Below are 25515 nucleotides of genomic sequence, written 5' to 3' on the forward strand. Positions count from 1 at the left end.
CGCACGCATGCTAAAAGCCGTAAAGCCTCGCAGGATTTTCAACGAGGATTCGATGCCGCGTCGATTCATCCGGTATCCACAGCGCCAGGTCATCCACCAAATGGGCAGCGTCCGGCTTGTTGTCGGCCGCTTGCGTCGGATGAGGCCAGTCCGTTCCCCACAGCATCCTGTCCGGGGCAAGCCGGGCCAATCTAAGCGCGACAGCGCCGACGTCGGCGTAGACCGGCGCTCCGCTTTTCGACGCGAGATAGGGGCCGCTCAATTTGACCCAGGTACGGCCGCCGGCCAGCAGCGCCTCGACCATCCGGAACGCGGCATGCTCCGTGCCGTCCGGTTGCGGGATCTGCCCCATATGATCGATCACGAGCGGCGACGACAGACTCGCAAGCAACTGCCGATGCGCGAGTAGCTGCGCGGCGGTGGCATTGACCTGAATGTGCCAGCCGAACGGTTCGATCCGTTTCGAGAGCGGCGCCATCATCGATACAGTGACGCCGACCAGGTATTCGAGGTTAAAGCGCAGCCCGCGTACGCCCATATCGTGAAGACCGGCCAACTCACCATCCGTCACGGTGACGGGCACGGTCGCGATACCGCGCGCGGTCTTTCCGAATTGCGATAAGGCATCGAGCAGACATCGGTTGTCCGTTCCATACGTAGACGGTTGAACGACGACATGTCGCTCGACACCCAGCCTCCGCTGCAGCGCGCGATAGTCGGCGACCGTCGCGTCGGGCGGCTGCAACTGCGCTGACGGATCGACTGGATACCGCGCATCGTAGATGTGGTGGTGACTATCGGTTGCCTTCGGCGGAACCGGAAAGCGCGGCTGCCCGGCGCCGCCGGATCGCGCACTGGATTCAGGTCGGTTGTGCATGTTCAAGTGCCCATTCGGCGACATCGCGATGTGTCGCGAACCACACTCCCGGCAACGACTGCGCGTGCCGGATGATTTCTTCCAGAATCCATATCCTCGACCGGTAACCGGTAACGTGCGGATGCATCGTCAACTGGAAGACCCCACCCTCCGCATAGGCCGCATCGAACTCGCGGCGAAAGATATCGTAGACGTCGGCCGGCGAAGTATAAGGCCGCACCGCCTCGAAGCGATTCATGATCAAGTACGCGCCGTCGTCGCGAATCCACTCGACGGGCAGTTCGACGAGACCGCTCGGCACGCCGGCCTCGAGCAGTTCATAGCAGTCGACGTCGGCCATCAGCGACGAATCGTAGCGCAATCCCATTTCGCGCGCGATGGACAGCGTATGCGGGCTGAAATCCCATGACGGCGTACGCATGCCCACAGGACGCTGCCCGGTGATGGTCTCGAGCGTGTCCGCCGAGCGTAGCAACAGATCGCGTTCCGCCTCATGCGGGAGCACCGAGTTCAGTTCATGAATCCAGCCGTGCAGGCCGATTTCGTGGCCGTCGCCGACGATACTGCGTGCCTCTTCCGAATGCAAAAGGGCAGTGACCGCGGGTACGAAGAACGACGCCGGCACGGCATATTTGCGCAGCACGTCGAGAATGCGCGGCATGCCCGCCCGGCTACCGTACTGCCCCCAACTGAGCCGGCCGATCGACTTTCCGCCCTCGCGCAATTCACTGGTTTCGTGGTCGCAATCGAATGAGAGCGCCACCGCGCAGCGCGCTCCAGCAGGCCAGCCATTGGGGCGAAGCGCGCGTCCCGCGCGTACCTGGTCGACCAACTTCCGCCAATGGGCTTCAGGCCATTGCCAAGGCTGGCTATACGAGTCATCTGGGTTCATCAAAGCGTCCTTACTGACGGTTGTTAATTGAAGACCGGAAAGCGGTAGCGCCGGTCTCATACAGGCAACTTCTTCTCGTAATCGATGCCGAGCGAGCAGAGCAGCAAGCCAACGCCGGTCGCCGCAAAAAACATCATGGCGAGAAAATACGAACCGGTCGTCTGGACAATCCCGCCGACCAGAATCGGCGCGCCAATGCCGCCGACCGCCGCTCCCAGGTTCAGAAAACCACCTAGTGTGCCGACCTTGTTGCGCGTGGCAAGCAAAGGTGGAATGCACCAGTAAAGGTTGCCCCAGCGCAAAAAGAAAACCGTGCACGAGAGCAACGCGACGACCAGCGTCGCGCTGGACAAGTAAGCCACCGAAAACACCGAGACGGTGGCAATCACGCCAGCCGCGCCGAAAATCGTACGCAACACCGTGTTCGGCCTGCCGCCCGCCGCCAGCCACTTATCCGCAAGCCACGCGCCGACGAGTTCGCCGGCGAAGCCGGAAAAGTAGATGATGAAGCTCGACCCACCCATTTGACGGATATCGAGGCCGTGCTCCTTGATCAGATAGCTCGGCATCCACGTAAGCAATCCATTGAACAACGTGTTGCAGCACATGAAGCCGAAGAACATGAACAGGAAGGAGCGATACTTCAGAAAGTCGATTGCACGCCCGGATGCGTTGCCCGGCTCGCGCTCCAGTTCTTCCTCGTGCGAACGCTCGATGAACGATGCTTCGTCTTCGTTGACCGCCGGATGCTCACGCGGATGATTGCGGATATAGACCCAGGCCAGGGCGCCGGCCAGCGTCGTGGCGACACCCGCAACCACAAACGCGAGGCGCCACGAGCCCAATACTCCGATCAACGCCGAGATCAACAGCGATCCCACCGCTGCGCCGAGCGGCGCGCCGCCGTCCATTAGCGACGCGCCCCTTGTGCGTTCGTTGCGCGTCAGCCATAGCGCATTGAGCTTACCGCCGGCGGGAGCGATCGACGCCTCGGCGAACCCAAGACCGAGGCGCATGAGCAGCAGTGAAGCAGCGTTCGTGCAGAATCCCGCGCCGGCCTGGAAGCCTCCCCAGACGAGTGTCGCCACCGTGATCACGATGCGCGGCTTGAAGCGGTCGACCAGCAGGCCCGCCGGAATCTGCATCACCGTATACGACCAGAAGAACGAACTCAGAATCAAGCCTTGCACCATCGGCGAGAGCGAGAACTCCTTCGAGATCAGGGGCATCGCGACCGACAGCGAAGCGCGGTCCACGTAGTTGATCGTGATCAGCACGAGCAGGAACCAGAAGATCCTCCATCGAACCGATGATTTACGGCCGTGCGCCAGCGCTGCCATTCTCGTGTTCATGTTCACTCCCCTGCTTCAGTAATGGTTGCCGCTCGAGCGGCGCTATCAAAATCTCACGCGCAGGGCCGCACGCGCGACCCATTGCGTCGTCGTGCTCGATTCCGATCCCGGGAAACCCTGATAGATATCCGCGTTTGCTCCTCCAGCAGCCTTCTGATATGCCGCGTTCAGGTAGACGTCGGTGCGTTTGGAGAGAGCGTAGTCCGCTAGCAGGTTGACCTGGTTGTACTTCGGTCTCGCGCCGTTGTAGTCCACCTTGCCTTCCGTGAAGGTATAGCCGGCGCCCAGAGTCGTCGCTGGCGTCACGTGGTATTGCCCCCATATCTCGTAGTTGCTGAAGGTGACCGTGTTACCTGCCACGCCGCTCGCGTCCTCGAACCTGTGTTGGTGTACGCCAGGGTGACCCGCGCCGGCCCGATCGTGTACGCGCCGCCCACGCCGATGTTCTGCATGTTGCCCGGATTGCCGACATAGCCGAATGCGCCCTGGCCGTTCGACACGCCCGGTATGGCGTTCGGCTTGAAACCACCATCCGGAAACTGTTGCGCGGGGTTGGTGGCGTAAAAGTATGCGGCGCCAAGGTACAGCGGACCATTGCGATAATTCGCGCCAGCGGCGATCGTGCTTTTCTGGCGGAAGTCGCCGGCGACACCCCCGAAGGCGTACATCGCTTCGGCCGTTAGGCCTGCCCAGGTCGGCGTGACATACTTGACCGAGTTGTTTACGCGAAAGGCATTGTCCGTGTTGTCGATATCGCTCGGGTGCGAGAACAGGCCACCCCATTGGCCATTGGAAGTGGTCGGCCCGATCATGTCGACAATCGGGTCATACTGGCGGCCGAATGTCAGCGTACCCCAGCGTTGGTTCGTCAGGCCGACGTAGGCTTGACGGCCGAATTCCAGACCACCCTGCCCGAGCGTGCCCGTGGAAACGTTGAAGCCGTTTTCCAACTGGAAGATCGCTTTCGTGCCGCCGCCGAGATCTTCGCTACCTTTCAAACCCCATCTGCTGCCGCCCTCGACGCCGCTTTGCAGGGCCCATTGACTATGGCCGGCGGAGTTGCTGACGTAGGTCAGCCCCTCATCGATCATCCCGTACAACGTGACGCTGCTTTGCGCAAACGCTGGAATAGCGAACGCGTTCGAAAGTGCGAGAGCGAGCAGTGACTTCCTTATCATAAGGATTCCCAATTCATCGTCAGAGGATTTATATGCCGATCTTGTGATAAACCGCGCACCACTTCGTATCTCGGGACCGGGCAGTGTTAGATTGCGCGCGGGGCAATCGGAGCCTACGGACTGTCTTGCTGCAAAGTGATCAATGACGCGCCACGCTTCCGTGTCAATTGAGAGGCAACCAAAGAGTGCACCGAGTATACGAATCCATTTTTTCCGGGAGATAATCAAAGTTAGCGAGACCATCTGATAGAAACCTTCGATCATGCGTATTTCTCTTCAGCAAATTGAAACCTTTTACTGGGTGGCGCGGTTGGGAGGGTTTCATGCGGCGGCGCGTCATCAACATCTCACGCAGCCGACCATTTCGGCGCGTATCCAGGAGTTCGAAGAACATCTCGGCGTGCAGCTCTTCACGCGCAGCCGGACGCGCTCCGAACTCACGCTCGCAGGCCGCGATGCGCTCGCCGATGCGGAACAGGTGCTGAAGCTCGCCGAGAAACTCGAACAGATCGCGAAGCGTACCGACCCCATGTACGGGCTTCTACGCCTTGGCGCGATCGAGTCCATCGCCCACGCTGGGCTTGCGGATCTACTGACGCAACTCAAGACGCGCTATCCGCACATGAAGATCGAACTCACGATCGATGTGGGCGTCGCGCTCGGACGCAAGCTTGGTGCGCACGAACTTGACATAGCGATACTGAACGATTCCACCGATGCGCCCCACGTGGTCGAGACCGCCATCGGCTACACCGATCTGCACTGGGTTGCTTCACCGCAACTCGTGCCTAACAACAAGATCGCACCTCACGATCTTGCGTCGGTGCCGATCATCACCGTCTCGCAACCGTCATCGAACCATTCGCTGGTGATGAACTGGTTTCGCAGCGCAGGTTGCAATCCGGACAACATCAGCTCATGCAATTCCCTGTCGATGATGTCGCGGCTCGTCGCGGCCGGACATGCGGCGGCCGTGTTGTCGCCCGCGATAATGCGCGCAGAGATCGATTCCGGGCTGATTCACGTGCTGAACACTGAGCGGCCAATCACTCAGCAAGGGTTCTTTGTCGCCTATCAGGAAGAGTGTCTTAGCGGCGCGGATACCATCGTGGAGCTGGCCAAAGAGGTGCTCACGCGCAGTCGCGTGCTTATTCCGGGGTAGTCGGCGAGCGGGAGTGGACTATTTATTGCGCGCCGTACAGCGCGAGACCGGCGTACGGCGTGTTTATCAGGACAGGGAGCGGTCGAGCTCCGGCAAACGTCGGCCGGTTTCCGCGTCGAACAGGTGTAGGGCGTCCGGTATTGGAGCGATGCACAGGCGCTCTCCCGGTCGCGCGAGAACGCGTTCGCGAAACTCGCAGACGATCTCGTCGCTGCCGTAACGGACATTGATCTGAGTGGCCGAGCCGGTCGTCTCGACGACCACGACTTCGGTCGGCGTGCCATCCTCCGTGATGACGAAATGCTCGGGACGTATTCCGAGGATCACCGGCCTTGAATGGTCCGCCCTGAGTTGGCGGCCGAGGCGAACCGTCAAGCCACTATCGGAACGGAACTCGGTTTCCTTGTCGCCATCGACAAGCGCGCCCCGCAAAAAATTCATGGCCGGCGAGCCGATGAACCCTGCCACAAACACGTTGCGGGGCTGATCGTATACTTCGAGCGGCACACCCACCTGTTCGACGACACCGTCGCGCATCACCACGATCCTGTCGGCCAGCGTCATCGCCTCGACCTGATCGTGAGTGACATAGACGGTCGTCGTCCGCAAGCGTTGATGAAGCTGCTTGATCTCGGTGCGCATGGCGACGCGCAGTTTGGCATCGAGGTTCGACAGCGGCTCGTCGAACAGGAAGACTTGCGGATCGCGCACGATCGCCCGTCCCATTGCGACGCGCTGGCGTTGCCCGCCCGAGAGTTGGCGAGGATAGCGTTCGAGGAGCGGACCGAGGGCGAGAATCTCAGCGGCACGCCTGACGCGCTGCGCGATTTCAGCCTTCGGGACATTGCTGATCTTGAGCGAGAATCCCATGTTCTGCCCAACCGTCATGTGCGGGTAAAGTGCGTAGTTCTGAAACACCATCGCCATGTCGCGGTTCTTGGGCGACACGTCGTTCACGACCTGCCCTGCCACGCGGATCTGTCCCGACGTGATGTCCTCGAGGCCCGCGATCATTCGCAGCAATGTCGACTTGCCGCAGCCGGAAGGACCCACGAGCACCGCGAATTCCCCATCCGGGATATCCACGCTGATATCTTGAATGACGGAGTGAGAGCCGTAGGACTTTTTAACATTGTGGATGCTGAGGTTTGCCAAAGCGGTGACTCCGGGAATGGATAGATGAATGGCGGGACGCTTGCTTCAAGGCATCAGCAGACCGCCATTGACCTCGACGACCTGACCGGTCACGTAGCCGCTCAATTGATCCGAGCACAGGTAAAGGAAGGTTCCGACGCAGTCCTCCGGGTCGCCGATGCGCGCCATCGGGATCTGCGTCGCGGTGGCCTTCAGCTGTTCGGGCGAGGTGACGCGGTCCTGCATGTCGGTCGTGATCACCCCGGGCGAGACGACATTCACCCTGATGCCTTCCGGCGCGAGTTCCTTCGCGATCGAACGCGAAAATGTCGACATGAAGGCCTTCGCGCCGGCATAGACCGCGGAGCCCGCGCCGCCACCGGTGCGTGCCGCGACCGAACTGACGTTGATGATGTTGCCGCCGCTCTCCTGACTTCGAAACTGGCGCACTGCCGCGCGGCATGCGGCGAACACAGGCCGCACGTTGATCGCCATATGGCGCTCGAAGAGTTCGTCGGGAAACTCTGCAATGCCGACGCGCGAGATCTGGTCGCCGGCATTGTTGATCAGCACGTCCAGCCGCCCGAAGGTCTCAACCGTTTCCCGAATTAGCCGCTCGGCGGTGCCTTGTAGCGCGATGTCGCCCTCTACGAGGCGGGCGGTGCCGCCATGCTGCTCGATGTCGGCGGCCACGGCCTCGGCTTGCGCACGTCCGCTGCGGTAATGAACCATCACTTTCGCACCACGGGCGCCGAGGCCGCGTGCCACCGCCGCGCCAATCCCGCGGCTCGCACCGGTCACCAGGCAGACCTTGTCCGCGATTTCATTCGGAATCATCTACGTTCTCCGTGGTTCAGGCTAAGGTCCGGCCGGCAACCGGTTGATCGATACACGCGGCGCGCAGGAAAGGCAGCGCAACGTCATGAAATGCGTGCGGCTGCTCGAGTTGCGGCGTGTGGCCTGCGTCCTCGATGACGGCCAACGCGGCGCCCGCAATCCTTGCGCGCATTTCTGCTCCATGCTCGGGCGTGCGCGCGCGGTCGTGCCGCCCCTGGATGATCATCGTCGGAACCCGGATGGAGGCGAGTTGGTCGAGCGTGTTATTCAATGCGTTGGAACGTGCCGCATCGACGGCGGCGGCTTGGGCCGCACTCAGCGCGATGCTGCGGAACCTTGCCAAGTCAGGAGCCGATGGAGGGCGCAGAAAGAACCCGTTCACGATCGGCTCGATCGCGGCTTCGTCCCAGGGTGCTGACGCCATGGCGTCGGCCTTCGCCAGCGCCGCGGCGGGGTCTGCGGCCATCGCGCCGGTCGCGACGAGCAGCAGACGTGCGACGCGTTCCGGGTAGCGCAAGACGAACTGCTGCGCGACGACGCCACCCATGGATCCGCCGATCAACGTGATGCGCGATAGGCCGCGTTCATCGAGCAGGCGCGCGACCGAGTCCGCCAGCGCGGCCATCGAGTACGGACCGCGTTCCCCCGCCGACGCGCCGAAGCCCGGCAGATCGGGCGCGAGACAGGCAATGCCGGCGGCGGCGAGCCGGTCGGCAGTCGGCTCCCAGTAGGCCGACGACTGACAGAACCCGTGCAGGAACACCGCAGTGGGGCCGGCGCCCTCCCGCTCAAGCGTGAAATTGGTCATTAACTCGCCTCCTTCTTCAGTTGTTGCGCTTTTTGCGCCGACGCGGTCAATGCCGCGATCGGCGTGATCTGCCGCATCAACACAGCCTGAATCTGCTGCTGCGTAAAGCGGTCCCATTCGGTGTACCAGGTCGTGGCGATGTTCTCGCGCGTGCGGGCATTCGACATTTGCTGCTGGATGATCGCTGGCTCGTAGCCCAGCTGTTTCTGCGAGGCCGCAATCTGCGGATCGCTGTCGAGCGGCTTGAACGGATACCCGACGCCGTACTTGAGATACCACGTCTGGGCGGATGAGAACTGACCCCTGGCATCCTTGCCGCCGAGGAAATACATCAGACGCCAGGCCGCGTCGCGCGCTTTGGTCTGCGCGCTCATGCCATACAGGCGCGCCCATCCCATCGGTCCTTTGCCGACATCCTTCACGGCTGGAAAGCGCGTCATGCGAATGCTGCCGGCACGCTTGCTGTACTGCGGATTGTTGGAGCGAGGAAAGACGTTTCCGACATTGGACGTGAAAATGCCTTGGCCACTCAGGAAGGCGTCGCGTACCTGGGTGTCGTCGAGTTCGAGGCCACGCGGGTCGAGGATCTGCCAGCTATGCATTGCATCGACCATCCATTGCAGCACCGTCAGCGCGGTCTTGTCTTCATTGGGAAACACAGGGTCCATCGCGGGATTGAACAGATGGCCGCCGGAGGCGAGCACCATGGACCAGAATTCGCTCAGCCCGTCCACGTTCGTTTTATAGCCCTTCAGGATCGGGTACTGGGCGAGGCCTGCTTTCTTGACCTCCAGGGCCGCGCTCTTGAGTTGATCGAGCGTGACGGGTGCCGCTTTGACGCCCGCCTTGTCGAGCGCGGCGCGGTCGTAGATGTAGACGTAGATGTCGCCGTAGTAGGGCGTACCGTATTGCTTGCCCTTGTAAAAGAGCGCCTGACGGTCGAAAGGAAAGATGTCGCGATTCAATTCGTCGAGCTTCGGCAAGCCGTCGATCGGCTGCAGCCAGCCCGCGTCGACCCATGCGCCCAGGTCCGTGTCGCGTACGTAGAAAGTGTCCGGTTGGGAGCCGGCATTGAACAGGGCGATCATCTTCTCGCTATACAACTGCATGTCGAGCGGCGAGTAGTTCACCTTGATGTCCGGATTCTCGGCCATGAACTGCCGCAGGCGCTGTTCGACCACCTGCGGCTCGAAAGCCCAGCCCGCAAATCGCACCGAGACATCGGCGGCGCGCGCCGGCGACATCAGCCCGAGGCCGCCGAGCGCCGCGCCCGTGCCAGCGAGCGCGGACATCGTCAGAAACCGGCGGCGGGACAACGCATGATAGGAATCTTCACTGGACGACATGGTGGTCCTCCTTGAGGCCATGAGATTGCATTGAATGGGTTGCCATAGTCAGTCCTTCACCGCACCGCTTGTCAGTCCCTGGACGATCAGCCGCTGGAACACGAATGCCAGCGCCAGAGGCGGGATGATGGCCAGTACGCCGCCCGTCGCCATCAGCGTGCGCTGGGTCGTCACGTCGGTGGCGAAGCCCGCGACGACTACCGGCAAGGTCTTCGACGCCGTCGTGCTCGTCAGGATCACGGCGAACAGGTAGTCGTTCCACGCGGTCATGAAGGCAAACATGGCCGAAGAGACGAGTCCGGGCATGGCGACGGGCAGCAGCACCTTGACGAGCATCTGAAACCAGCTGCACCCGTCCATCAGCGCGGCTTCCTCGAGCGAGCGCGGGATCGTCTGAAAGTAGTTCTTCAGCAGCCAGATCGTGAACGGCAGCGTGAAGGTCACGTAGGTGATGACCAGCGCGGACAGATGGTCCAGCATGCCGAGATTCTTGAGTGTCAGATAAAGCGGCACGATCAGCGCGATACCGGGGACCATGCGCGAACCGAGATAAACACCGAGCAGCGCACCCTGACCGCAAAAACGCAGACGAGCGAGGCTGTAGCCTGCGAGCGTGCCGAGCACCAGGTTGACCGCGGCCGTACCGAGCGCGGCGATCAGCGAGTTCAGCATGCCCGGAAGCATTTCCTCGGCAGCCCGGCCGCCGACGATCGCGCTCGTCCCCGATGGATGAAAGAACATCTTGTAGTGCTCGAGCGTCGGATGGCGGGGAATCCACTGCGTCGGCACTGTCAGCGCGTCCCGTTCATGCATGAAGCTGGTCAGCAGCAGCCAGCAGAACGGCGCGAGGATGTAGACCGCGACGGCAATCCCCGCCACGATCAGGAATACCTTGCGCCGCGATTGGCGGCCGGCGGGTGTGACCAACGAGTTGAGAAGAGCGCTCATGCTTCAAAGTCCCCACGTCCGTACAGCACTCGGAAATAGGCTAGGGCAAGCCCCAGCGTAATCAGGCTAACAAGCCAGGCGTAGGCGTTCCCGTGGCCGAAATCGAGGTTGTCGAACGTGGTGAGGTAGGTCTGCCAGGTGAGCGTGGTGGTAGCCGTGCCGGGACCGCCCGCTGTCAGCACATAAATGATGTCGAACGCCCGGAGCGCGGACATCGTCTGCAGGATCAATACGACGAGCAGCGACTGCGAAAGCCAGGGCAAGGTGATGTACCGGAACAGCTGGAACCTGCTGGCGCCGTCCATGCCTGCCGCCTCGTAAAGCTCCGCGGGAATGCGCTGCAGCGCGGAGAGCAACAGGATCACCGCGAGCGGCAGGAGGCTCCAGACTTCCGAGAACACCAGCGCGAGCAAGGCCGAAGTGGGAGTCGACAGCCAGCCGCGATACTGGTCGATCCAGCCAAGGCTGACCAGCAGCCCGTTGAGTGCGCCCACCTTGGCGTCATAGATCCATTGCCACATCAGGCCATTCACCACGGGCGGAATGGCCCACGGTAGCAGGACCAGCGTGCGCACCAGCGCGCGGCCGGGAAACTCGCGGTTGAGCAGCAGCGCGATCAGGATGCCGAACACCACCACCAGCAGGACCACCAGCACCGTGTACACGGCGGTGATCCGCAGGGCGGTCCAGAACTCGGACGACTCCAGTATGTCGCTGTAGTTCGACAGGCCGACGAACTTGAAAGCCCGCGGACGCTGGAGGTTGTACCGGTGCAGGCTGATCCACGCCGAGTAGGCTATCGGGAACGCGGAAAGCAGGACGATCGCGAGGAGCGCCGGTGTGTTGAGCAGCCAGGCGAACGCGCGGCGATCGTAGCCGATACGTTTGCTGCGAAGGCGCTGATTGCCGGACGACAACGACAGTGACGGTCTCATGAGCGGGTCCCCAGACGCAGGAACCTGCCGGCCCGAATGCCGGTAGGACCTTGTGCGTGGTAAGTCATCGAGCCGCTCACCATGACGCTGTCGATGCCGGCGGCCGGCGTAGTCGGCTGCGCGTAGGTGGCGCGGTCGATTACGAAATCCGGATCGAACACGACCAGATCCGCGTGCTTGCCAACCGCGATCTCGCCGCGATCCAGCAGATTGAAACGGAGTGCGGACAGGCTGGTCATGCGACGCACGGCTTCCTCCAGCGTGAACAAACCCAGCTCACGGGCGTAATGGCCTAACACGCGCGGAAAGGTCCCCCACAGGCGGGGGTGAGGATGACGATCGTGCGGCAGGCCGTCTGAGCCGATCATCGTCGCCTCGTATTGCAGGACGCGGCGCACGTCGTCCTCACGCATCTGGAAGTAACTCGCGCCGCCCGGCTGTAGGCGCTCGCAAGCTTCTCGCTGGCTGCATTGCCACTCCTGCGCGATATCGGCCAGCGAGCGCCCGCTCATTTCAGGGTAAGGCTCGGACCACGTCACCATGATTTCGATGATGCCGTCCACCAGGTCCGGGCGCAGAATGGTCGAGCCGGCGACGTAGGGGTACGCGTCGAGGCCGATCGGCTGCGCGCGTCGCGCGGCGTTGATGTGGGCGAGTGTTTCGACGGACCGTCCCCAGTTGGCGGGCCCCGCGCACTTGTGATGTGAGATCACCACGGGCAGAGCGGCATCTCGTGCTGCCGTGAACGCTTCGTCCAGTGACGCGATCACGTCCTCGGCTTCGTTGCGGATGTGCGCGGTATAAACGCCACCCGCTTCGGCGGCGATACGCGCCAGCATGGTGACCTCGGCAACGTCTGCCGCCGCGTTGGTGTCGTAGAAAAGGCCCGTGCTGAGCCCCGTCGCGCCCGCGGCCATCGCTTCGCGCATCAGGTCCGCCATCTTCGCCTGCTCCGCACGCGTCGCGGCGCGGTAAGGGTCGTCCATTGTCGCGACGCGCAATGTCGAGTGGCCGACGAGGGCCGCGACATTGACCGCTGGACGCGCAGCATCGACGGCTTGCGCGTAGGCCTGCATCGTCGGAAAGACATGCTTGTCCGAGCCGCCCAGCAAGGTCAGCGGCGGCGGCACATTCGAGTGCACGAGCGGCGCGAGACTGATCCCGCAATTGCCCACCACAACGGTGGTCACACCCTGGCTGATCTTGGAGAGCATCTGCGGCGCCGACAGCACGCATTCGTCGTCGTGGGTATGCACGTCGATAAATCCCGGCGCCACAACGCGCCCCGACGCGTCGATGCGCGTCGCCCCGCGCAGCCCGAGGTCCGCGCCGATTTCACTGATGCGGCCGTTTTCGACGCGCACGTCAGCGCGAAAACGGGACGCTCCGCTGCCATCGATCACGACACCGCCCTGAAACAACCAATGCGCGGAGCCCTGCGCTTCCTGTGTTCCGTTCATAGGTCCCGTTTCGCCAAGGCAAATGTCGCTGTGGATGAGATGTAAGTAAATTTCATTTTTAAAGGCCCGGTATCGTCGCTATACGCCGCCAAAAAAGAACACCATCCGCTCCGCCGGACGCCCGGCGTTTCAAAGAACCAAACACAAAACGCATTGCAGCATCGCTGTTTACGGTACTAAATCAATTTGTAGTCCTATTGAAATAGTGCATTCCTGTATTGATCAGCCATCCTCCTCCTTACGTGGCGATACCGCTCGATGTAACTAAATTTCAGAACCAAGCGTAATGCTTTGGTCCTTTGATGTCAAAAAGAAAAAAAGTAAACTTTGGGGGCGCTGGCCGATCACGGAGGCCAACCGCGCGGCGCTATGCCGCCAGGGTAGACGTATCTATTTATCGCCAAGTGCGTCGCGCTCGGCTTCCGACCAGGCACGCTGCAACGCCGGGTGGACGTCGCTATCGACGCCCCTCTCGCGCAGCACGGACCGGACTCGCTTGAGCCGCTCGAGCGCCGATGGTCCGAGCCGCAAGCCAACGCCGACCATCAGAACCTCGATGAGTATCTGGCCCGCGAGGTACGCCTCCGTGCCCACACGCGCAGCGGCGTCCTCGGGCACGATCATTCCGATCGGAATAGTGCACTGCTTTGCGAGCGGTGTGTCGGGCCGGGTAATGCCGATCACTGTCGCGCCTTGTTCGCGCGCGAGCGCTACCGCTTCCAGCAAGGTCGGCATGCGTCCAACGTGTGAAATCGCGAGCACGACATCCCGGGGTGACAGCGCTGCTGCCGAGATGACCTGCATATGCGGATCGAAATAAGCGTTCGATGTGAGACCCAGGCGCGCGAAGCGCGACTGGGCGTCGTTGGCAAGAAAAGTCGACACACTGCCCACGCTATAGCAGTCGATCCGGCTGGCCGCGGCAAGCTTCTCAATGGCGTGACTGATCGTGTCGGCATCGAGCTGGCTCTCGAGACCGGTCAGCACTGCGGCGGCTCCGTACAGGATTTTGTGGACGAGGCTCGGTACATCATCTTTGGCGTTGACCGCTCGATGAAGGTACGGCGTGCCTACCGCCAGGCTCTGCGCAAGCTGCAGCTTGAAGTCGCTCAAACCTTCGAAGCCCACAGCGCGGCAGAATCGAACGACGGTCGGTGCGCTGACTCCGGCGCGGTGCGCAATCTCCGCGACATTGGCTCGCACCGACCACTCCGGCTCGGCAAGTATCGCTTTTCCCACCTGTTGCTGCGCGTCAGGCAGGGAGTCTGAAATCGCCCGGACTCTTGCCAGAGTGTCGGTCGTCGAGTGCGGTACTACTTGCAGGTTATTCATGCTTCAGTTCGCTGATTTTGTGCGCACGCCTGACTCCCCGCACGCAGTTTTCCTGATAACGTTTTTGCACTAGCCAGTGTAAACAAATTTCACATGCACGCGCAGGAATTGTTCCGCGTCAGCTCCATACGTGGCGGCAATCGCGAGTTGCGACGTCGGGAGAAACTGGATTACACACCTGTCGTGCATGGAACTTGCCATGCGGAGGTCGCTAAATGGGCATTCTTGCCGTTGCTGTCCGGCACATCTGAGGCGCGGACTGCCGCCGAAGCGAATGCGGCCGCACTTGTTGCGTGCTGAGTCCGCGCATGGTGCAGAGTAGGCGTCAGCCATGCACTTGTTGTCGGAGTCACTGAGAATCCGAGCAGTCGGTCCGGACACACGAATCGCCGGCCCGTCGTCGCGCCACGCGCCGCAGTCCGTGCTCGCCCGACTTTGCGTCTTTCCATGACGCGCCACACCGCGCGTCGGCGACCTAGGTGTTGCGAGGACGCGCCGTCGTGCCGCGCACGATCAGATCGGTCGGAACGATATACTGCGAACTCACCGGCCGTCCTTCGATCCGTGCGAGCAGATACTCGGCGCTGCGCGCGCCGATTTCGTCAGCGGCGAGCCGCATGGTCGTTAGCGGCGGCGACGTGAAGCTGGAAAATTCGATGTCGTTGATGCCCGCGATCGACAGGTCGCCCGGTACGTCGATACCCGACTCGCGCGCCTCGGCCAGCGCGCCGATTGCAAGCAGATCGGTGCCGCAAATGACGGCCGTCGGTCGCTCAGGGCCGTTCATCAGCGCCTTCATCGCCATCTGCCCTTCAATGATCTTGTGCGGCATCTCGATCAGATGTTCGTGGCGCAACTGCAGCCCGCGCGATTGCAGCGCCGCGCGCACGCCGATGATGCGATCAGCCGCACGATCGCTGTGCTGCGTCATTTGCGTAATCATGCCGAAGCGCGTGTGCCCGAGATCGAGCAGATACTCGGCAAGGCGACGGCCGACCGCCACGTTGTCGAAACCGACATACGGGTAGTCGTGATCGACTGTCCAGCCATTGACGAGCGGAATCTGTTCCTTCTTGATCAGTTCGTAGAGCGCAGGCGAGTGGCTGCGGCCCACGAGCATCAACCCGGCGATACCGTCCGCGATCAGGGCACGGACCTGCTTCAGTTCGTCTTCCTGGTCGTAGTACGAGCATCCGAGCAGCAATGTATAGCCGGCTTCCCCGATGCGCTTTTGCAGCGCGAACACGCCGATCGCGAAGTTCTGGTTTTCCAGCGATGGGATCACCGCGCCAATCGTTTTCGAGCGCTGTGATGCCAGCGCACGCGCCGCGGCGTGCGGTGTATAGCCGAGTTCCTGCGCGATGTCGCGCACGCGGTTCTGCAGTTCAGCCGCTACCTTTGCGTTGCCGTTCAACACGCGCGAGACGGTCGCAGTCGATACCCCTGCCGCGCGTGCAACATCGATCACGGAAATCGCATTCGATTTGCGACGCGGCGCTCTTTTCTTTGCCTCGTTGGTCAACTTGAACCCTGCCCGATGTCGAGGCGCACCATCGCGCCTTCCCTGTGCGGCATACTATAACGCGGCACCTTGAGAAATGGCCACCGCTGGGCGCGGGCCTTCGTATGCTCGGTCCGTTCAGCGTTCGCGTCGACTGTACGAGTCAGTCGAAGCTGCCGGAAAGAGCGCCTCATGCCGATCCTTCACCCTCCCCGTGGCCGCGATCTGTACGGCGTACCATCGTGCGCTATTCTCCCGGCGCGTAGCCCAGCTGCCGTACGTTTTGCCCCTGCGGTTGCGCGCATTGCTCGACACACTGGGGGCGATCACGAAGTGCTAGTCGGGGTAATCGATGCAGCGCTTTGTCAGTTGCATCACGTAGTGATGGCTGAGCAACGAAAGGATGGCGCAGCGCCGTCGGCGTACTGCCGGGACGAAACCAGTTGATCCGCATGCATGCGACCGATATGCCGTGCCTGTTCCGCTTCCATCCAGCCGAGCGCATTGGCGATTACCCGGTGGCATCGCTGCAATCCCATCGGGTGATTCGAACTCGCGGGCACCACGCGTTTGACGTCGGCGTGCGAAGACCGGGCTCAGCGGCACCCAAAGTGGCATTCACCAAATACACAATTTAAGTAATCGTTTCTCTAGCGTTTGAGATTTCCTTCGAAATTTAATCAAAGCACACAAAACCTCGGGGCTTTTTACGGGTAAACCCCAATAAATTGATGAGAAAGCGCTTACTCATTTCACCTATACTGTGGCTTCCGAACGGCCATACCAGCGACCGCGACAACGCACCTTATCGCCCGGCAATGCGCGCGGAAGAGTCATGTGTACCGATAAGATCGCAGCATCACCTTCCTCATGAATGGGTGGGAAGGGAAACGACCGAACTCGCCCCACGACCGTTCATCTGATCACCGACCCAGATTCGGCCAGCGCCCAGCCCGTCAAGTGGGCACGCTGCGTCAGCATCACAAAACAGTTGAAGCGAGCCTCAGACATGGCATTCACCATCGTACCGATCCGCTGCGGCGATATCGTCAATCATGAGCGCTCGTGTTTTTTGTACCGCAAGAACTGCGGTTCCGCGCGCCTGCATGCGCCTTGTATTGCGTGGTTGCTGCGCAGCGCTCGCCAAACGATCGTCGTCGATGCCGGGCCGGGTCCCCGCTCGCGCGCACCGCAGTGCTACACCGAGACGGATGCCGGAATCGACGACCTGCTGCAATACGGTCTGGCGCGCGAAGGCGTCGACCCGGCTTCCGTCGAACTAGTCATTCTCACTCATCTGCATAACGACCACGTCGGCGGCGCGCGGTTGTTCACGAACGCACGCTTTCATGTCCAGGAAGCCGAGTTGAAAGAGGCGGTCTGGCCGGTGCCGTTCCAGCGTCCGATCTACGAAACCAACCAGCGCGGCCGCACTCCACCGTGGGTGGACATTCTCGACCGGATGGACGTGGCGTTCGGTGACGCCGACGTGGTGCCGGGCATCCGCGTATTGCGCCTGCCGGGACATACGGGGCTCACAGGGTGTGTTGGTCGACACGCAGGCAGGACCGTATCTCATCGCGGGCGACCTGATTCCACTCTACGAGAACTGGCCGGAGGACGGCAGCGAGCCGATCCCGAACGGCAACCACACGGACCTGCGCGCTTACGACGAAAGCTTCCGCCGCATCGCGGCGCTTGGAGCAACAGCGCTACCGGCGCATGAGCCAAAGGTTTTCGATTGCAAGGTGTATCCCCCGCCGCAGGTCCGGTAAGCGGTCGGTATTGCCACGGAAACAGACGATGAGGCATAGATGGTTCCAGCCGCAGGGCGACGATGATCAACTTCATGGATCGCATCAACTTGGGCTTCGCGATACCGGCCATCGCAGCGAACTGGCGTCGACCTCCGCGGTATTCGATTTCGCCTCCGGCGAGCTTTTTCCCGGCTATGGCATCGCGCAGCCGATCTGGGCCGGCTCACCGACCACAGATACGGCAAGACGCTCATTGCCGTTACGCGGGTGCTGTGGAGCATCGCCGAACTATCGCAGAGCATGGTCCATAACGCGTTGCAACGGGCGGCCGTACGTTTTGCGATCGGTCTGTTCGAAGGAGCATCTTCCCGACCTTCCTGCTGTTCGTGAAGAACGGGTTCGCGCCCTGTAGGCGGGCCACAAGTACCAGCGTCGTTCCGTTCCCAGATCCGCGCGCAACTGATTCGGCTTCCGTTGCGCAGGTGTAGCCAAGAGCACGCTGTTCCCATCGCACCGTCGCAGCCAATATGCTGCGAACGCATTCACCGCATCATTGATCGTTTAGGTGCCCGACTGCTTGAGACATTCCCTGCTCATCAAAAGCAGGGCTGCACGAGCCCAGCCCTTTAGCAAGCCTGGAGCACGTTGATGACGCGGCTCACGAGCAACGGGCGAGTATTGCGTCCGTATTCGGCCATATGCGCGGAGGCCGCATGCGCCTTTAACGCTTCCGCGCTTTCCCAGCGTTCGATTACAGCAAAGGTGTCAGTGCCGAGCGATGTCTGAATCGTCCCGAAGTCCGGTACGTCGACTACGGCCTCGTAGCTAATGCACCCCTCTTCCGCCAGCACCGCCGGACGGTTTTTGTTGAAAAGCGCCAGCACGGCTTCGCGTTGACCGGGCTGGGTAGTGATCGTTGCAATGACATGGATCATCCGGATTTCTTCCTTTCCTGTTTCGGCGCCGATCGCCGCGCGAAAATGATAGCCGCATTTGGACATGCTTGCTGACAGGGCCTCACTGTGCGGTTCTGGTCGGGCAACTTCCGCAGCGAAGCGCAGGATTGCTGATAACCGTACAGAACGTTATGGGTTCCGCGCGCGTACACGCGCAGCTTTTCTAATTTCGCCGGCGACGTACGAACTGAACGTATTGGCAACGTCTGGCAGATTCAGAATGTTGGCCTCAGTGACATTAGCCGGTTTGAGCATTTGACGCTCAATAGCGCGCAGTCCCATCGTGCTCGACGCGACAAACTTGCGGACGAGGTCCTCCCGTGTCTTCTTGTCCGCTGTGTCGAAGAATTCGCGCGCCAGACGAATCTCCTCCTGTCGACGTTTATCGGCTGCCGCGTTGGCTGCCGCTAGGCTGGCCTCGACTTCCTTTTGCCTGTCAGACCTCGTCCCCTGTTCCCCCGTCGCGGCCTCAACAAGCTGGGCCTGAATCAACTCGACCTGCCTGTCGGCGTCGGATACCCGGTAGTTGTCCGAAAGAGCCCTCATGAGGTAGGCGGATGCTCTTTTCACCTTGATACCCTGCCTGATTGTCCAGCGGGTGTAGTCGATGGCTTGTTGAATGCGCTCGTCCGTCCAGACGAACCTGTTCTCAGCGATTTTTTCAAACTGTTTTTCAGACAGTCCGAATTCGTCTTGAAGCATTTTGAAGAGTACGACTGAGTTCAGCATGGCCGCTTTGGATGCCAATGCCCCTTCTTTGCGTTTGAGCCGGAAGCGTATCTGGTCTTTCTTTCGCGAGCCGGGAGTTCCGGCACGGGTCTCATACGACAACTCGATGTCGGACAGTTCGTTGATTTGGTTGACGGCTGGCTCGAGATAATCGCGCTTGAAGTATTTGAACTCGGCGTTGTTTGCCCATGACTTGCCGGGCAAGTTTCGAACAAGGTCGAGTGACAGCCAGTCTGTTAGCCCGCTGGGTACGGATGGCAAGACATGGTCGTAAATGCCTCGAGCGTATATGAGCGTAAATCTCGAGGTGACTAGCAGGCTGGTCCAGTACGAGTTCTCAGGGTCCTTGATGAGGCGTTGCAGTTCGATAGGCACGCGGAAGCGAATCCGGCCATTTCTGACGCTGACCCGGCCGATCAACTCAAGCCAGTCTCCGTCTTCATTCTGGACGGCCAAGTCCTCATCCGCATCGTCATCACCGGCACTGCCCTCCTCGCCGGGTTCGAGAGGTTCCTCCAGCATGCGTCCTTTCGAATCTACGGACACTACCGGTGCACTCATCACTTCGAGCATCGAAGATTTGACGCTGCGAATGACGCTGGAAAAATGTTTCTTATTCCTGCTGTCATAGCGCATCAGCCATTTAAAAAAGCTGAGCGTCACGTCATAGGTTTCCTGAATTTCAGGGTCCTGCGCGACGATGAAGTAAGCGGCATCCACAAAGCGTCTGGCGGACAGTCCTAATCCGATAATGCGCGCGAAGACCCGGTTCTTTTGATACCCGATATCTTTATCCGGACTAGTCTCATCGATGGACCTTTGCGCCGGCGCCATCTCGACGAATAGGTCCAGTGCAAATTGAAGAGGAGTGACTCGCCGGTCGACGCTGCTGGACATGCCTGTTCCCTGGAAATTTCAGCAGACTCTAGGCATACAAAGGTGAGATGTCAACAAGAAAGTCTCACCTTTGGCACTGAGACGAACAGCATGCACATCATCTCTCACCTTCGGCACACCATCTCTCACCACTAGTGAAAGCGTCGGTGCCGCAGCCCATGATGGTAGAGGGTTTCAGCCGGTTATCCACAGGTGACGCAGGAAAATCTCTCACCTTCGGTAAAACGCGCTTTTGTCTCTCACCTCGGCATACTATAAATCTCCCCTTCTGCACCCAAATGTCTCACCTGAGGTGCACATTTTCTCTCACCTTCGGCACATTGCGTCTCACCTGTCCGGCACTAACCGTTTGATAACAAAGGAATCGCATTTCCCCTGTACGTTTGTTAGTTCGTTTTTTTTCTTTAAAACAACCAACAAACTGCTCGGCAACGTGGCTAGCTAAACGGCCCGCGCTAGACATCAGAGCCGAGCGCAAAGGTCCGATATGCGGTGGGACCTAAATAGGGCTGTCAACTCTGCGCGCTCGAGTGAGTGAGACAACAAGTCTCCCGCCGCGTTTAGGTCTGTATGGCGAGAACGATGGCGCTTTTCGGATGAGAGAAGCAGTGCCGCCCCACATGCATTTGGAGCGTCAGTCTCGGTGATGTTCTTCGCGCCTGCTTCAAAGGTGAGAGATTGTGTGCAGCATTTTCTGCTGGCCGATTCACACGAGGTCTTTCGTCCACGCCGTCGGTCACATTCAGTTGCGCCGCGACGATCGTCCTACGTACAACCTTCAGCGGCGAATGTTGATGACCGTGGGGTGAGGGATTTTGTGCATGCGGATGCGCGTCCGATACTGGCATTTGTGTGGATGCACACTATCTCTCACCTTTGCCCGCTTCTTCTGTCAAACGAAATAAAAATGTAATGTAATCGTCCCATGTATGTGCTCTCATCGCTACCAGACATCTTGAACTCTAGCCTCTCAGCCCGTTTCCTCGGCTCGGTCTGACGGATTAGTGGACAAAAACTCTCACCTTTTGTCCATAACTGCATCCCCCGGCGGCGTCACCTGCTTTAAAGGTGAGAGATTTTGTGCGGGCGATTTCGTTCACGTTGGCTGCCACCGATATCGTTGAAGGCATAAAAAACAGTGGCTTACGAACGGTATTTGAGAAACTGGACGACAATACAACGCTGTTTTTGCGTTTTTCCTGTATTCTCCGTTTAGCTTCAATTTCCAGGGAAAACTCCGAAATGGCCAATGTCAGCCAACCGATGCCGATAGACCGAACCGTGACGCTTGAGGAAATCTCAGATTTCGCGGACGTCGTCACCGATTATGCAACTGAACTACGGGACCAAATTCTCGCGCCGCGCCCGCGCAAGGAAGCGCCGGTGTTTACGACTGGAGAAGTCGCAGAGCTATGCGGCCTGACGCGTCAGCAGGTGCAATACCTGGCAACCAAGGGGGATGGTGTGTTGCCGGAAGGGCAGTCCACCGGGACAGGACGAAGCCGAAGTCGGCTATTTACACTAGGTGAAGCCCGAAATTGGGTACAACAGGTGTCGGACATCTACCAGACGCCTCTGGTAGCTGGACCGAGCGATTTCGAAGGCAAAGTACTCATCACGTCGCAGTTGAAGGGGGGCTCGGCTAAAACCACAACGTCGATGTGCCTTGCCCAAGGGTTGAGCCTGCGCGGGCGAAAGGTTCTCGTTGTCGACCTTGACCCCCAGGCTTCGCTTTCCGAGCTATGTGGGCTGTACGCCGAAAAAGAGGTATCTCCGGACGATACAGTGCTTCCATTTGTTTATGACCAAAAGGTCGAAGGAGGTCTGCTCTCCCGGGTGCAGCCAACGTACTGGGATGGGTTGGATATCATTCCAGCGCATACAGAACTGGTCGGGGCCGAGTATCACCTTCCCGCGATGCAGATGAAGCTTGCAGGATTCAAGTTCTGGCAGGTGCTCCGGGATGGACTAGCGCCATTGCGCAAGCACTATGATTACATCATTCTGGATACATCGCCTTCCCTGTCCTACCTCAACCTGAACGCATTGATGGCAGCGGACGCCATGGTAATGCCGATGGTCCCGGAGAATCTCGACTTCTTCAGCTCGCTTTCCTTCTGGCGACTTTTCTCAGACGTCGCCAAGTCGTTCATCAAATACGAAGCTAACAAAAAGTACGATTTCGTTTCTGTGTTGCTGACCCGCGTGAATTACAACAGCACTTCCGCGGCACCGGTTGTCCGCACGTGGGCACAAGGTGCGTATCGTCACTGGCTGGACCCGTTTGAGGTTCCTGCCAGTTCCGTAATGAGCTCAGGTGCTCTCGCATTTACGACCGTTTTTGACATCAGCAGCTCGCATAGCCAGGCGAAATCCTTAGCGCGCGTCAAGCAGCCGTTAATTGACTATTGCCGATGGGTCGATGACATGTTCGTCAAGCAATGGAGGCCAGCACAATGAGCGCCAACAATATCCGTGATCAGATGTTGGCCAAGACCGCAAATCTTCGGTCAACAGCGGAACGAACCCCCGATGCCAGCCGTCGCGCAAGTCGGACAGAGACGGCACCGGGGATGGCCGGAGCATTGGCGGCCGCGCAGTTGAGGGTACAGGAGCTTGAGTCGTCTGGGACGACGTCGCAGTTGCCAGTGACAGAAATTATTCCTAATCCCTGGCAGCCGCGGCGCGTATTCAATGAAGCCAAGCTGTCCGAGCTGGCAGAGTCGATTCGCGAAGTCGGGCTCATGCAGCCCATCGTGGTTCGTCGGGTTGAATCGGCCTACCAGATTGTGGCAGGGGAGCGGCGCTGGCGAGCACACAAGATACTCGGGGCGGAGTACATCAAGACAGTGGTCATCGAGTGCTCCGACCAGGACATGATTGTGTTGGCGCTGGTCGAGAATATGGACCGGGACGACCTCACCGATTATGAAGTGGCCATCTCGCTTCGTCGGTCTGAGAGCGAATTTCCTAGCCGCAAAAGGCTGGCGGAGGCAGTGGGCCTCTCACGTACCGGGCTATATCAATTTCTTGCGTTCGAAAATCTGCCGGACTTCATGAAGAAGGACCTTGATTTGCAGCCCGCCCTACTCGGCTGTAACGCTGCAGAGGAAATTGTCTCGGCCCTTAAGAAGCACGGCGGCGAAGCTGAATTGGCTGCACGCGAACTCTGGCCAGATGTGGTCAAGGGAGATCTGGCCCAAGGCAAACTTGCACCGGCGATTATCGCAATGGTGACCCGTCGTGCGTCGGGGACGACGGCTCGGGAGAGGCTTATCGAGAAATTCTTCGCCGGAAAAGACCAGGCGGGAAGCATTACCAAGGACGTCAATAGCTTTACGGTGAAAATCAAGGCTGCGGCTTTGACCGAGGCACAAGAGGCGCGAATTCGGCAGCTTATCAGTGAGCTGTACAAGGGCGAGCCGCGGTGACCTAGCATTTCTTGCGACAAAGGAGCCCGCGTCGAGCGGGTTTTTTTTTGTGCCGACGCGGGCGTCAGTAATACTGACACTGGACGCCTTGAAGCAAGACGATGTGTTCTATCGCCGAGGTGGTGGGAGGTCGATGGCAGGCCGTGTCTGCGATTCGCGTTCCGCTCGGGCAAGGCGCAACATTGGGCGCACATGTGTCAGTGAAACCGACACGACCGATTCTGAATTGCATACGGTGGACGACCCGTCCCGTCGTGGACGTTTGGCCGGCCCGGCCCTGTGGGAGCAGTGTCGGTATTACTGACACTCTGAGTTTTTAACAAAAAGGACTGTAAGCAGAAAACCTTAGCCCTCTGGGGTCGTCTTCCAAGCGCGAGTCAGCAGCGAGCTTGTGCATTCCATAGAGGAGAGAGCCTTACCCGCAGCGACGCCAGAAGATGAACCGGATCGCGGTCATCACGTGGGTCTCAACGTATGCCTCACCTGCTCCTTGATGTGCTTTTCGAGTGTGGAGTCTGCTGTAGTGTGGACCGCGGTCCCGTCGGCGTTGCCTAAAGTCACGGTATTTCCTCTTGCGAATGTGAGGGACCGGCTTGGTTGGCATGACCGCGTGGCCGAGGTTTATATGCACTGGAATCTGCGCAACCGCTACACGAGGAGCCACGAGTGTACTGACAGGTTGCGACAGCGACTCTTCAACGCGCCCTGTTCGGAGTGTCGGTATTACTGACACCCGCGGCCGATAGTCGATTTGCTTCGATCTGTCCGACTTTTCTTCGTGTAGAGGCGTCAGCATCCCTGACACGCGTTCAAGCCACACCTTTCAACCCATAGCGGGCAATATATGGCGACAGCGCAGCGACTCGACTGTTCATTTGCTCGCCGCTGATAGCGAGGGCGGAAAGTGCGTCCAGTGGCGTTGCCTCCCTCTACCTCGCACAAGCGTGGTCGTGTTAGAACTAACCCGTTGCCCCAAAGGCTGCGGGCCCGCTCTACCAATATGTAGATCGTTGCACTCTGGAGAAAAGCATAACTCAGCACACGCTGCAGCACATCCACGCGCAGGTGGCCGGCCGCGAGGAGGTTGACGAACGTGTACTGCAGCGCGTGCGGCGCCGCTGCCAGCGAAGGGCGCGGTTCCCGCACGTCCAGCGCGAGAGTTTCGTTCTCCGCGAGGCGCAGCTGTGTCCGCGTCACGGCTCGGTCTAACCCGTGGCGCAGGATCCACTACCAATCCACAGAATGAGCACATGCTTTGCTCGCGGGTCTCCGTGGTTGGGATCACCACCCGAGAGAGGCGGGACTTCTCGCTTCTTCGCATCCTAAAAATCATGTTCGCGATCGGCCGCGAGCGCGTGGCCCTTCGACGACCAGATTCGAACGAACTCTGTCCGCCACTTTCGGTTTCACAGAATCGCGACCTTCCAAGGGTATCTGCTTCTTCGTGCTGCTCGCGCCCGGGCTGGGGCAAACACGCGGATAGCTGCATATTGGCCAAGCCCATCAGAAGGACCGTTGCGCACGCGAGGCAGTACTGTGTGCCCGGTACCGTGGGGCCATTGACTTCCAGCGACATGGTACGCCGCGAGTGGATGAACTTCGCGCATTCAGGGGAGGAGCGCCGCCGCCGTGCGTGAACGACTCCTAGTGTCTCTTCGGCAGGCTTTGTCGACGGCAGCCGCCAGTCCTCGTTTCTGTCACCGGGTCCGCGATGTCCCGACATGGGTTGCCGCAAAGGTAGCGTACGCCAATCGCCACGCGAACATTCCCGCAGTACAAACACGTTGTACCACTGCAAATCGACGACGAATGCCCGGCAAACGGGCGCAGCGCACAGCTATTCCGAGTGCCTTCGTGCCGCCTCACCCTGGATACGACTGCGTGAGAAATCCCTCCGCGCTTGCACAGTGCCCATCGAGGCGCGGACATCTCTGCCAACCTCCAGACGCTGGCAAGGCGAAGCATTCAAGCCCCTTCTGGCCT

General features: G+C 60.0%; 18 protein-coding genes and 1 pseudogene. 4 read left to right on the top strand and 15 right to left on the bottom strand.

Annotated features, from left to right (window positions below; translation table 11 throughout):
• Positions 1 to 10: 10 nt before the first annotated feature.
• The 4 genes and pseudogenes from P0D96_RS32940 to P0D96_RS32955 form a co-directional block, all read right to left on the bottom strand.
• Entirely contained in the window at positions 11 to 877 is an 867-nt protein-coding gene (locus tag P0D96_RS32940) for an amidohydrolase family protein (protein WP_408317747.1), read from the bottom strand.
• Positions 861 to 1769, bottom strand: a complete 909-nt coding sequence (locus tag P0D96_RS32945) for a polysaccharide deacetylase family protein (protein WP_408317749.1) — start codon at positions 1767 to 1769, stop codon at positions 861 to 863. Before P0D96_RS32945 ends, P0D96_RS32940 begins: the two co-directional genes overlap by 17 nt.
• 56 nt (positions 1770 to 1825) lie before the next feature.
• Entirely contained in the window at positions 1826 to 3121 is a 1296-nt protein-coding gene (locus P0D96_RS32950) for an MFS transporter (RefSeq protein ID WP_408317751.1), read from the bottom strand.
• A gap of 45 nt (positions 3122 to 3166) precedes the next feature.
• Positions 3167 to 4296, bottom strand: a pseudogene (locus P0D96_RS32955) (porin).
• A 265-nt stretch (positions 4297 to 4561) separates the two neighbouring features.
• On the opposite strand from P0D96_RS32955, the gene P0D96_RS32960 reads away from it, so the two are divergent.
• Positions 4562 to 5461, top strand: a complete 900-nt coding sequence (locus P0D96_RS32960) for a LysR family transcriptional regulator (RefSeq protein WP_408317753.1) — start codon at positions 4562 to 4564, stop codon at positions 5459 to 5461.
• A 66-nt stretch (positions 5462 to 5527) separates the two neighbouring features.
• Here P0D96_RS32960 and P0D96_RS32965 read toward each other — a convergent pair whose 3' ends face one another.
• The 9 genes from P0D96_RS32965 to P0D96_RS33005 form a co-directional block, all read right to left on the bottom strand.
• Positions 5528 to 6616, bottom strand: a complete 1089-nt coding sequence (locus tag P0D96_RS32965) for an ABC transporter ATP-binding protein (RefSeq protein WP_408317755.1) — start codon at positions 6614 to 6616, stop codon at positions 5528 to 5530.
• A 45-nt stretch (positions 6617 to 6661) separates the two neighbouring features.
• Positions 6662 to 7432, bottom strand: coding sequence for an SDR family NAD(P)-dependent oxidoreductase (locus P0D96_RS32970; protein ID WP_408317757.1), 771 nt, complete (start codon positions 7430 to 7432; stop codon positions 6662 to 6664).
• Between the two features lie 16 nt (positions 7433 to 7448).
• A complete protein-coding gene (locus tag P0D96_RS32975) occupies positions 7449 to 8240 on the bottom strand; it encodes an alpha/beta fold hydrolase (protein WP_408317759.1) in 792 nt (263 codons plus the stop codon).
• The gene (locus P0D96_RS32980; RefSeq protein ID WP_408317761.1) at positions 8240 to 9586 is read right to left on the bottom strand and encodes an extracellular solute-binding protein; all 1347 of its coding nucleotides are present in this window, start codon (positions 9584 to 9586) and stop codon (positions 8240 to 8242) included. The genes P0D96_RS32975 and P0D96_RS32980 overlap by 1 nt, the downstream gene beginning before the upstream one ends.
• A gap of 48 nt (positions 9587 to 9634) precedes the next feature.
• Positions 9635 to 10534, bottom strand: a complete 900-nt coding sequence (locus tag P0D96_RS32985) for a carbohydrate ABC transporter permease (protein WP_408317763.1) — start codon at positions 10532 to 10534, stop codon at positions 9635 to 9637.
• Complete coding sequence (locus tag P0D96_RS32990) at positions 10531 to 11469, bottom strand: carbohydrate ABC transporter permease (protein WP_408317765.1); 939 nt, start codon at positions 11467 to 11469, stop codon at positions 10531 to 10533. Before P0D96_RS32990 ends, P0D96_RS32985 begins: the two co-directional genes overlap by 4 nt.
• Positions 11466 to 12929: an N-acyl-D-amino-acid deacylase family protein gene (locus P0D96_RS32995; protein ID WP_408317767.1), complete on the bottom strand. Its 1464-nt coding sequence runs from the start codon at positions 12927 to 12929 to the stop codon at positions 11466 to 11468. Before P0D96_RS32995 ends, P0D96_RS32990 begins: the two co-directional genes overlap by 4 nt.
• 390 nt (positions 12930 to 13319) lie before the next feature.
• Positions 13320 to 14261 (bottom strand): MurR/RpiR family transcriptional regulator, encoded by a 942-nt coding sequence (locus P0D96_RS33000; protein WP_408317769.1) that lies wholly within the window; start codon positions 14259 to 14261, stop codon positions 13320 to 13322.
• 475 nt (positions 14262 to 14736) lie between these two features.
• The gene (locus P0D96_RS33005; protein ID WP_408288336.1) at positions 14737 to 15729 is read right to left on the bottom strand and encodes a LacI family DNA-binding transcriptional regulator; all 993 of its coding nucleotides are present in this window, start codon (positions 15727 to 15729) and stop codon (positions 14737 to 14739) included.
• 1042 nt (positions 15730 to 16771) lie between these two features.
• Here P0D96_RS33005 and P0D96_RS33010 point away from each other — a divergent pair.
• Entirely contained in the window at positions 16772 to 17488 is a 717-nt protein-coding gene (locus P0D96_RS33010) for an MBL fold metallo-hydrolase (RefSeq protein ID WP_408317771.1), read from the top strand.
• Positions 17489 to 18145: 657 nt separating this feature from the next.
• On the opposite strand, the gene P0D96_RS33015 is transcribed toward P0D96_RS33010, so the two are convergent.
• Both P0D96_RS33015 and P0D96_RS33020 read right to left on the bottom strand, forming a co-directional pair.
• The gene (locus P0D96_RS33015; protein WP_132379765.1) at positions 18146 to 18454 is read right to left on the bottom strand and encodes a putative quinol monooxygenase; all 309 of its coding nucleotides are present in this window, start codon (positions 18452 to 18454) and stop codon (positions 18146 to 18148) included.
• A 150-nt stretch (positions 18455 to 18604) separates the two neighbouring features.
• Positions 18605 to 20101 (bottom strand): replication initiation protein, encoded by a 1497-nt coding sequence (locus P0D96_RS33020; RefSeq protein WP_408179737.1) that lies wholly within the window; start codon positions 20099 to 20101, stop codon positions 18605 to 18607.
• A gap of 1242 nt (positions 20102 to 21343) precedes the next feature.
• On the opposite strand from P0D96_RS33020, the gene P0D96_RS33025 reads away from it, so the two are divergent.
• A complete protein-coding gene (locus P0D96_RS33025; RefSeq protein ID WP_132381211.1) occupies positions 21344 to 22561 on the top strand; it encodes a ParA family protein in 1218 nt (405 codons plus the stop codon).
• On the top strand, positions 22558 to 23532 hold the full coding sequence (locus P0D96_RS33030; protein ID WP_408317773.1) for a ParB/RepB/Spo0J family partition protein: 975 nt from the start codon (positions 22558 to 22560) through the stop codon (positions 23530 to 23532). The genes P0D96_RS33025 and P0D96_RS33030 overlap by 4 nt, the downstream gene beginning before the upstream one ends.
• Positions 23533 to 25515 lie beyond the last annotated feature (1983 nt).

Origin of the sequence: Paraburkholderia sp. RL17-347-BIC-D (genome assembly GCF_046027915.1) — a bacterium.
In the GTDB taxonomy this organism is placed as follows: domain Bacteria; phylum Pseudomonadota; class Gammaproteobacteria; order Burkholderiales; family Burkholderiaceae; genus Paraburkholderia.

Excerpts from the sequence above, each read along its gene's own strand:
- P0D96_RS32940 (WP_408317747.1), bottom strand. The coding sequence starts at position 877 with ATGCACAACCGACCTGAATCCAGTGCGCGATCCGGCGGCGCCGGGCAG.
- P0D96_RS32945 (WP_408317749.1), bottom strand. The coding sequence starts at position 1,769 with ATGAACCCAGATGACTCGTATAGCCAGCCTTGGCAATGGCCTGAAGCC.
- P0D96_RS32950 (WP_408317751.1), bottom strand. The coding sequence starts at position 3,121 with ATGAACACGAGAATGGCAGCGCTGGCGCACGGCCGTAAATCATCGGTT.
- P0D96_RS32960 (WP_408317753.1), top strand. The coding sequence starts at position 4,562 with ATGCGTATTTCTCTTCAGCAAATTGAAACCTTTTACTGGGTGGCGCGG.
- P0D96_RS32970 (WP_408317757.1), bottom strand. The coding sequence starts at position 7,432 with ATGATTCCGAATGAAATCGCGGACAAGGTCTGCCTGGTGACCGGTGCG.
- P0D96_RS32975 (WP_408317759.1), bottom strand. The coding sequence starts at position 8,240 with ATGACCAATTTCACGCTTGAGCGGGAGGGCGCCGGCCCCACTGCGGTG.
- P0D96_RS32980 (WP_408317761.1), bottom strand. The coding sequence starts at position 9,586 with ATGTCGTCCAGTGAAGATTCCTATCATGCGTTGTCCCGCCGCCGGTTT.
- P0D96_RS32985 (WP_408317763.1), bottom strand. The coding sequence starts at position 10,534 with ATGAGCGCTCTTCTCAACTCGTTGGTCACACCCGCCGGCCGCCAATCG.
- P0D96_RS32990 (WP_408317765.1), bottom strand. The coding sequence starts at position 11,469 with ATGAGACCGTCACTGTCGTTGTCGTCCGGCAATCAGCGCCTTCGCAGC.
- P0D96_RS32995 (WP_408317767.1), bottom strand. The coding sequence starts at position 12,929 with ATGAACGGAACACAGGAAGCGCAGGGCTCCGCGCATTGGTTGTTTCAG.
- P0D96_RS33000 (WP_408317769.1), bottom strand. The coding sequence starts at position 14,261 with ATGAATAACCTGCAAGTAGTACCGCACTCGACGACCGACACTCTGGCA.
- P0D96_RS33010 (WP_408317771.1), top strand. The coding sequence starts at position 16,772 with ATGGCATTCACCATCGTACCGATCCGCTGCGGCGATATCGTCAATCAT.
- P0D96_RS33015 (WP_132379765.1), bottom strand. The coding sequence starts at position 18,454 with ATGATCCATGTCATTGCAACGATCACTACCCAGCCCGGTCAACGCGAA.
- P0D96_RS33020 (WP_408179737.1), bottom strand. The coding sequence starts at position 20,101 with ATGTCCAGCAGCGTCGACCGGCGAGTCACTCCTCTTCAATTTGCACTG.
- P0D96_RS33025 (WP_132381211.1), top strand. The coding sequence starts at position 21,344 with ATGGCCAATGTCAGCCAACCGATGCCGATAGACCGAACCGTGACGCTT.
- P0D96_RS33030 (WP_408317773.1), top strand. The coding sequence starts at position 22,558 with ATGAGCGCCAACAATATCCGTGATCAGATGTTGGCCAAGACCGCAAAT.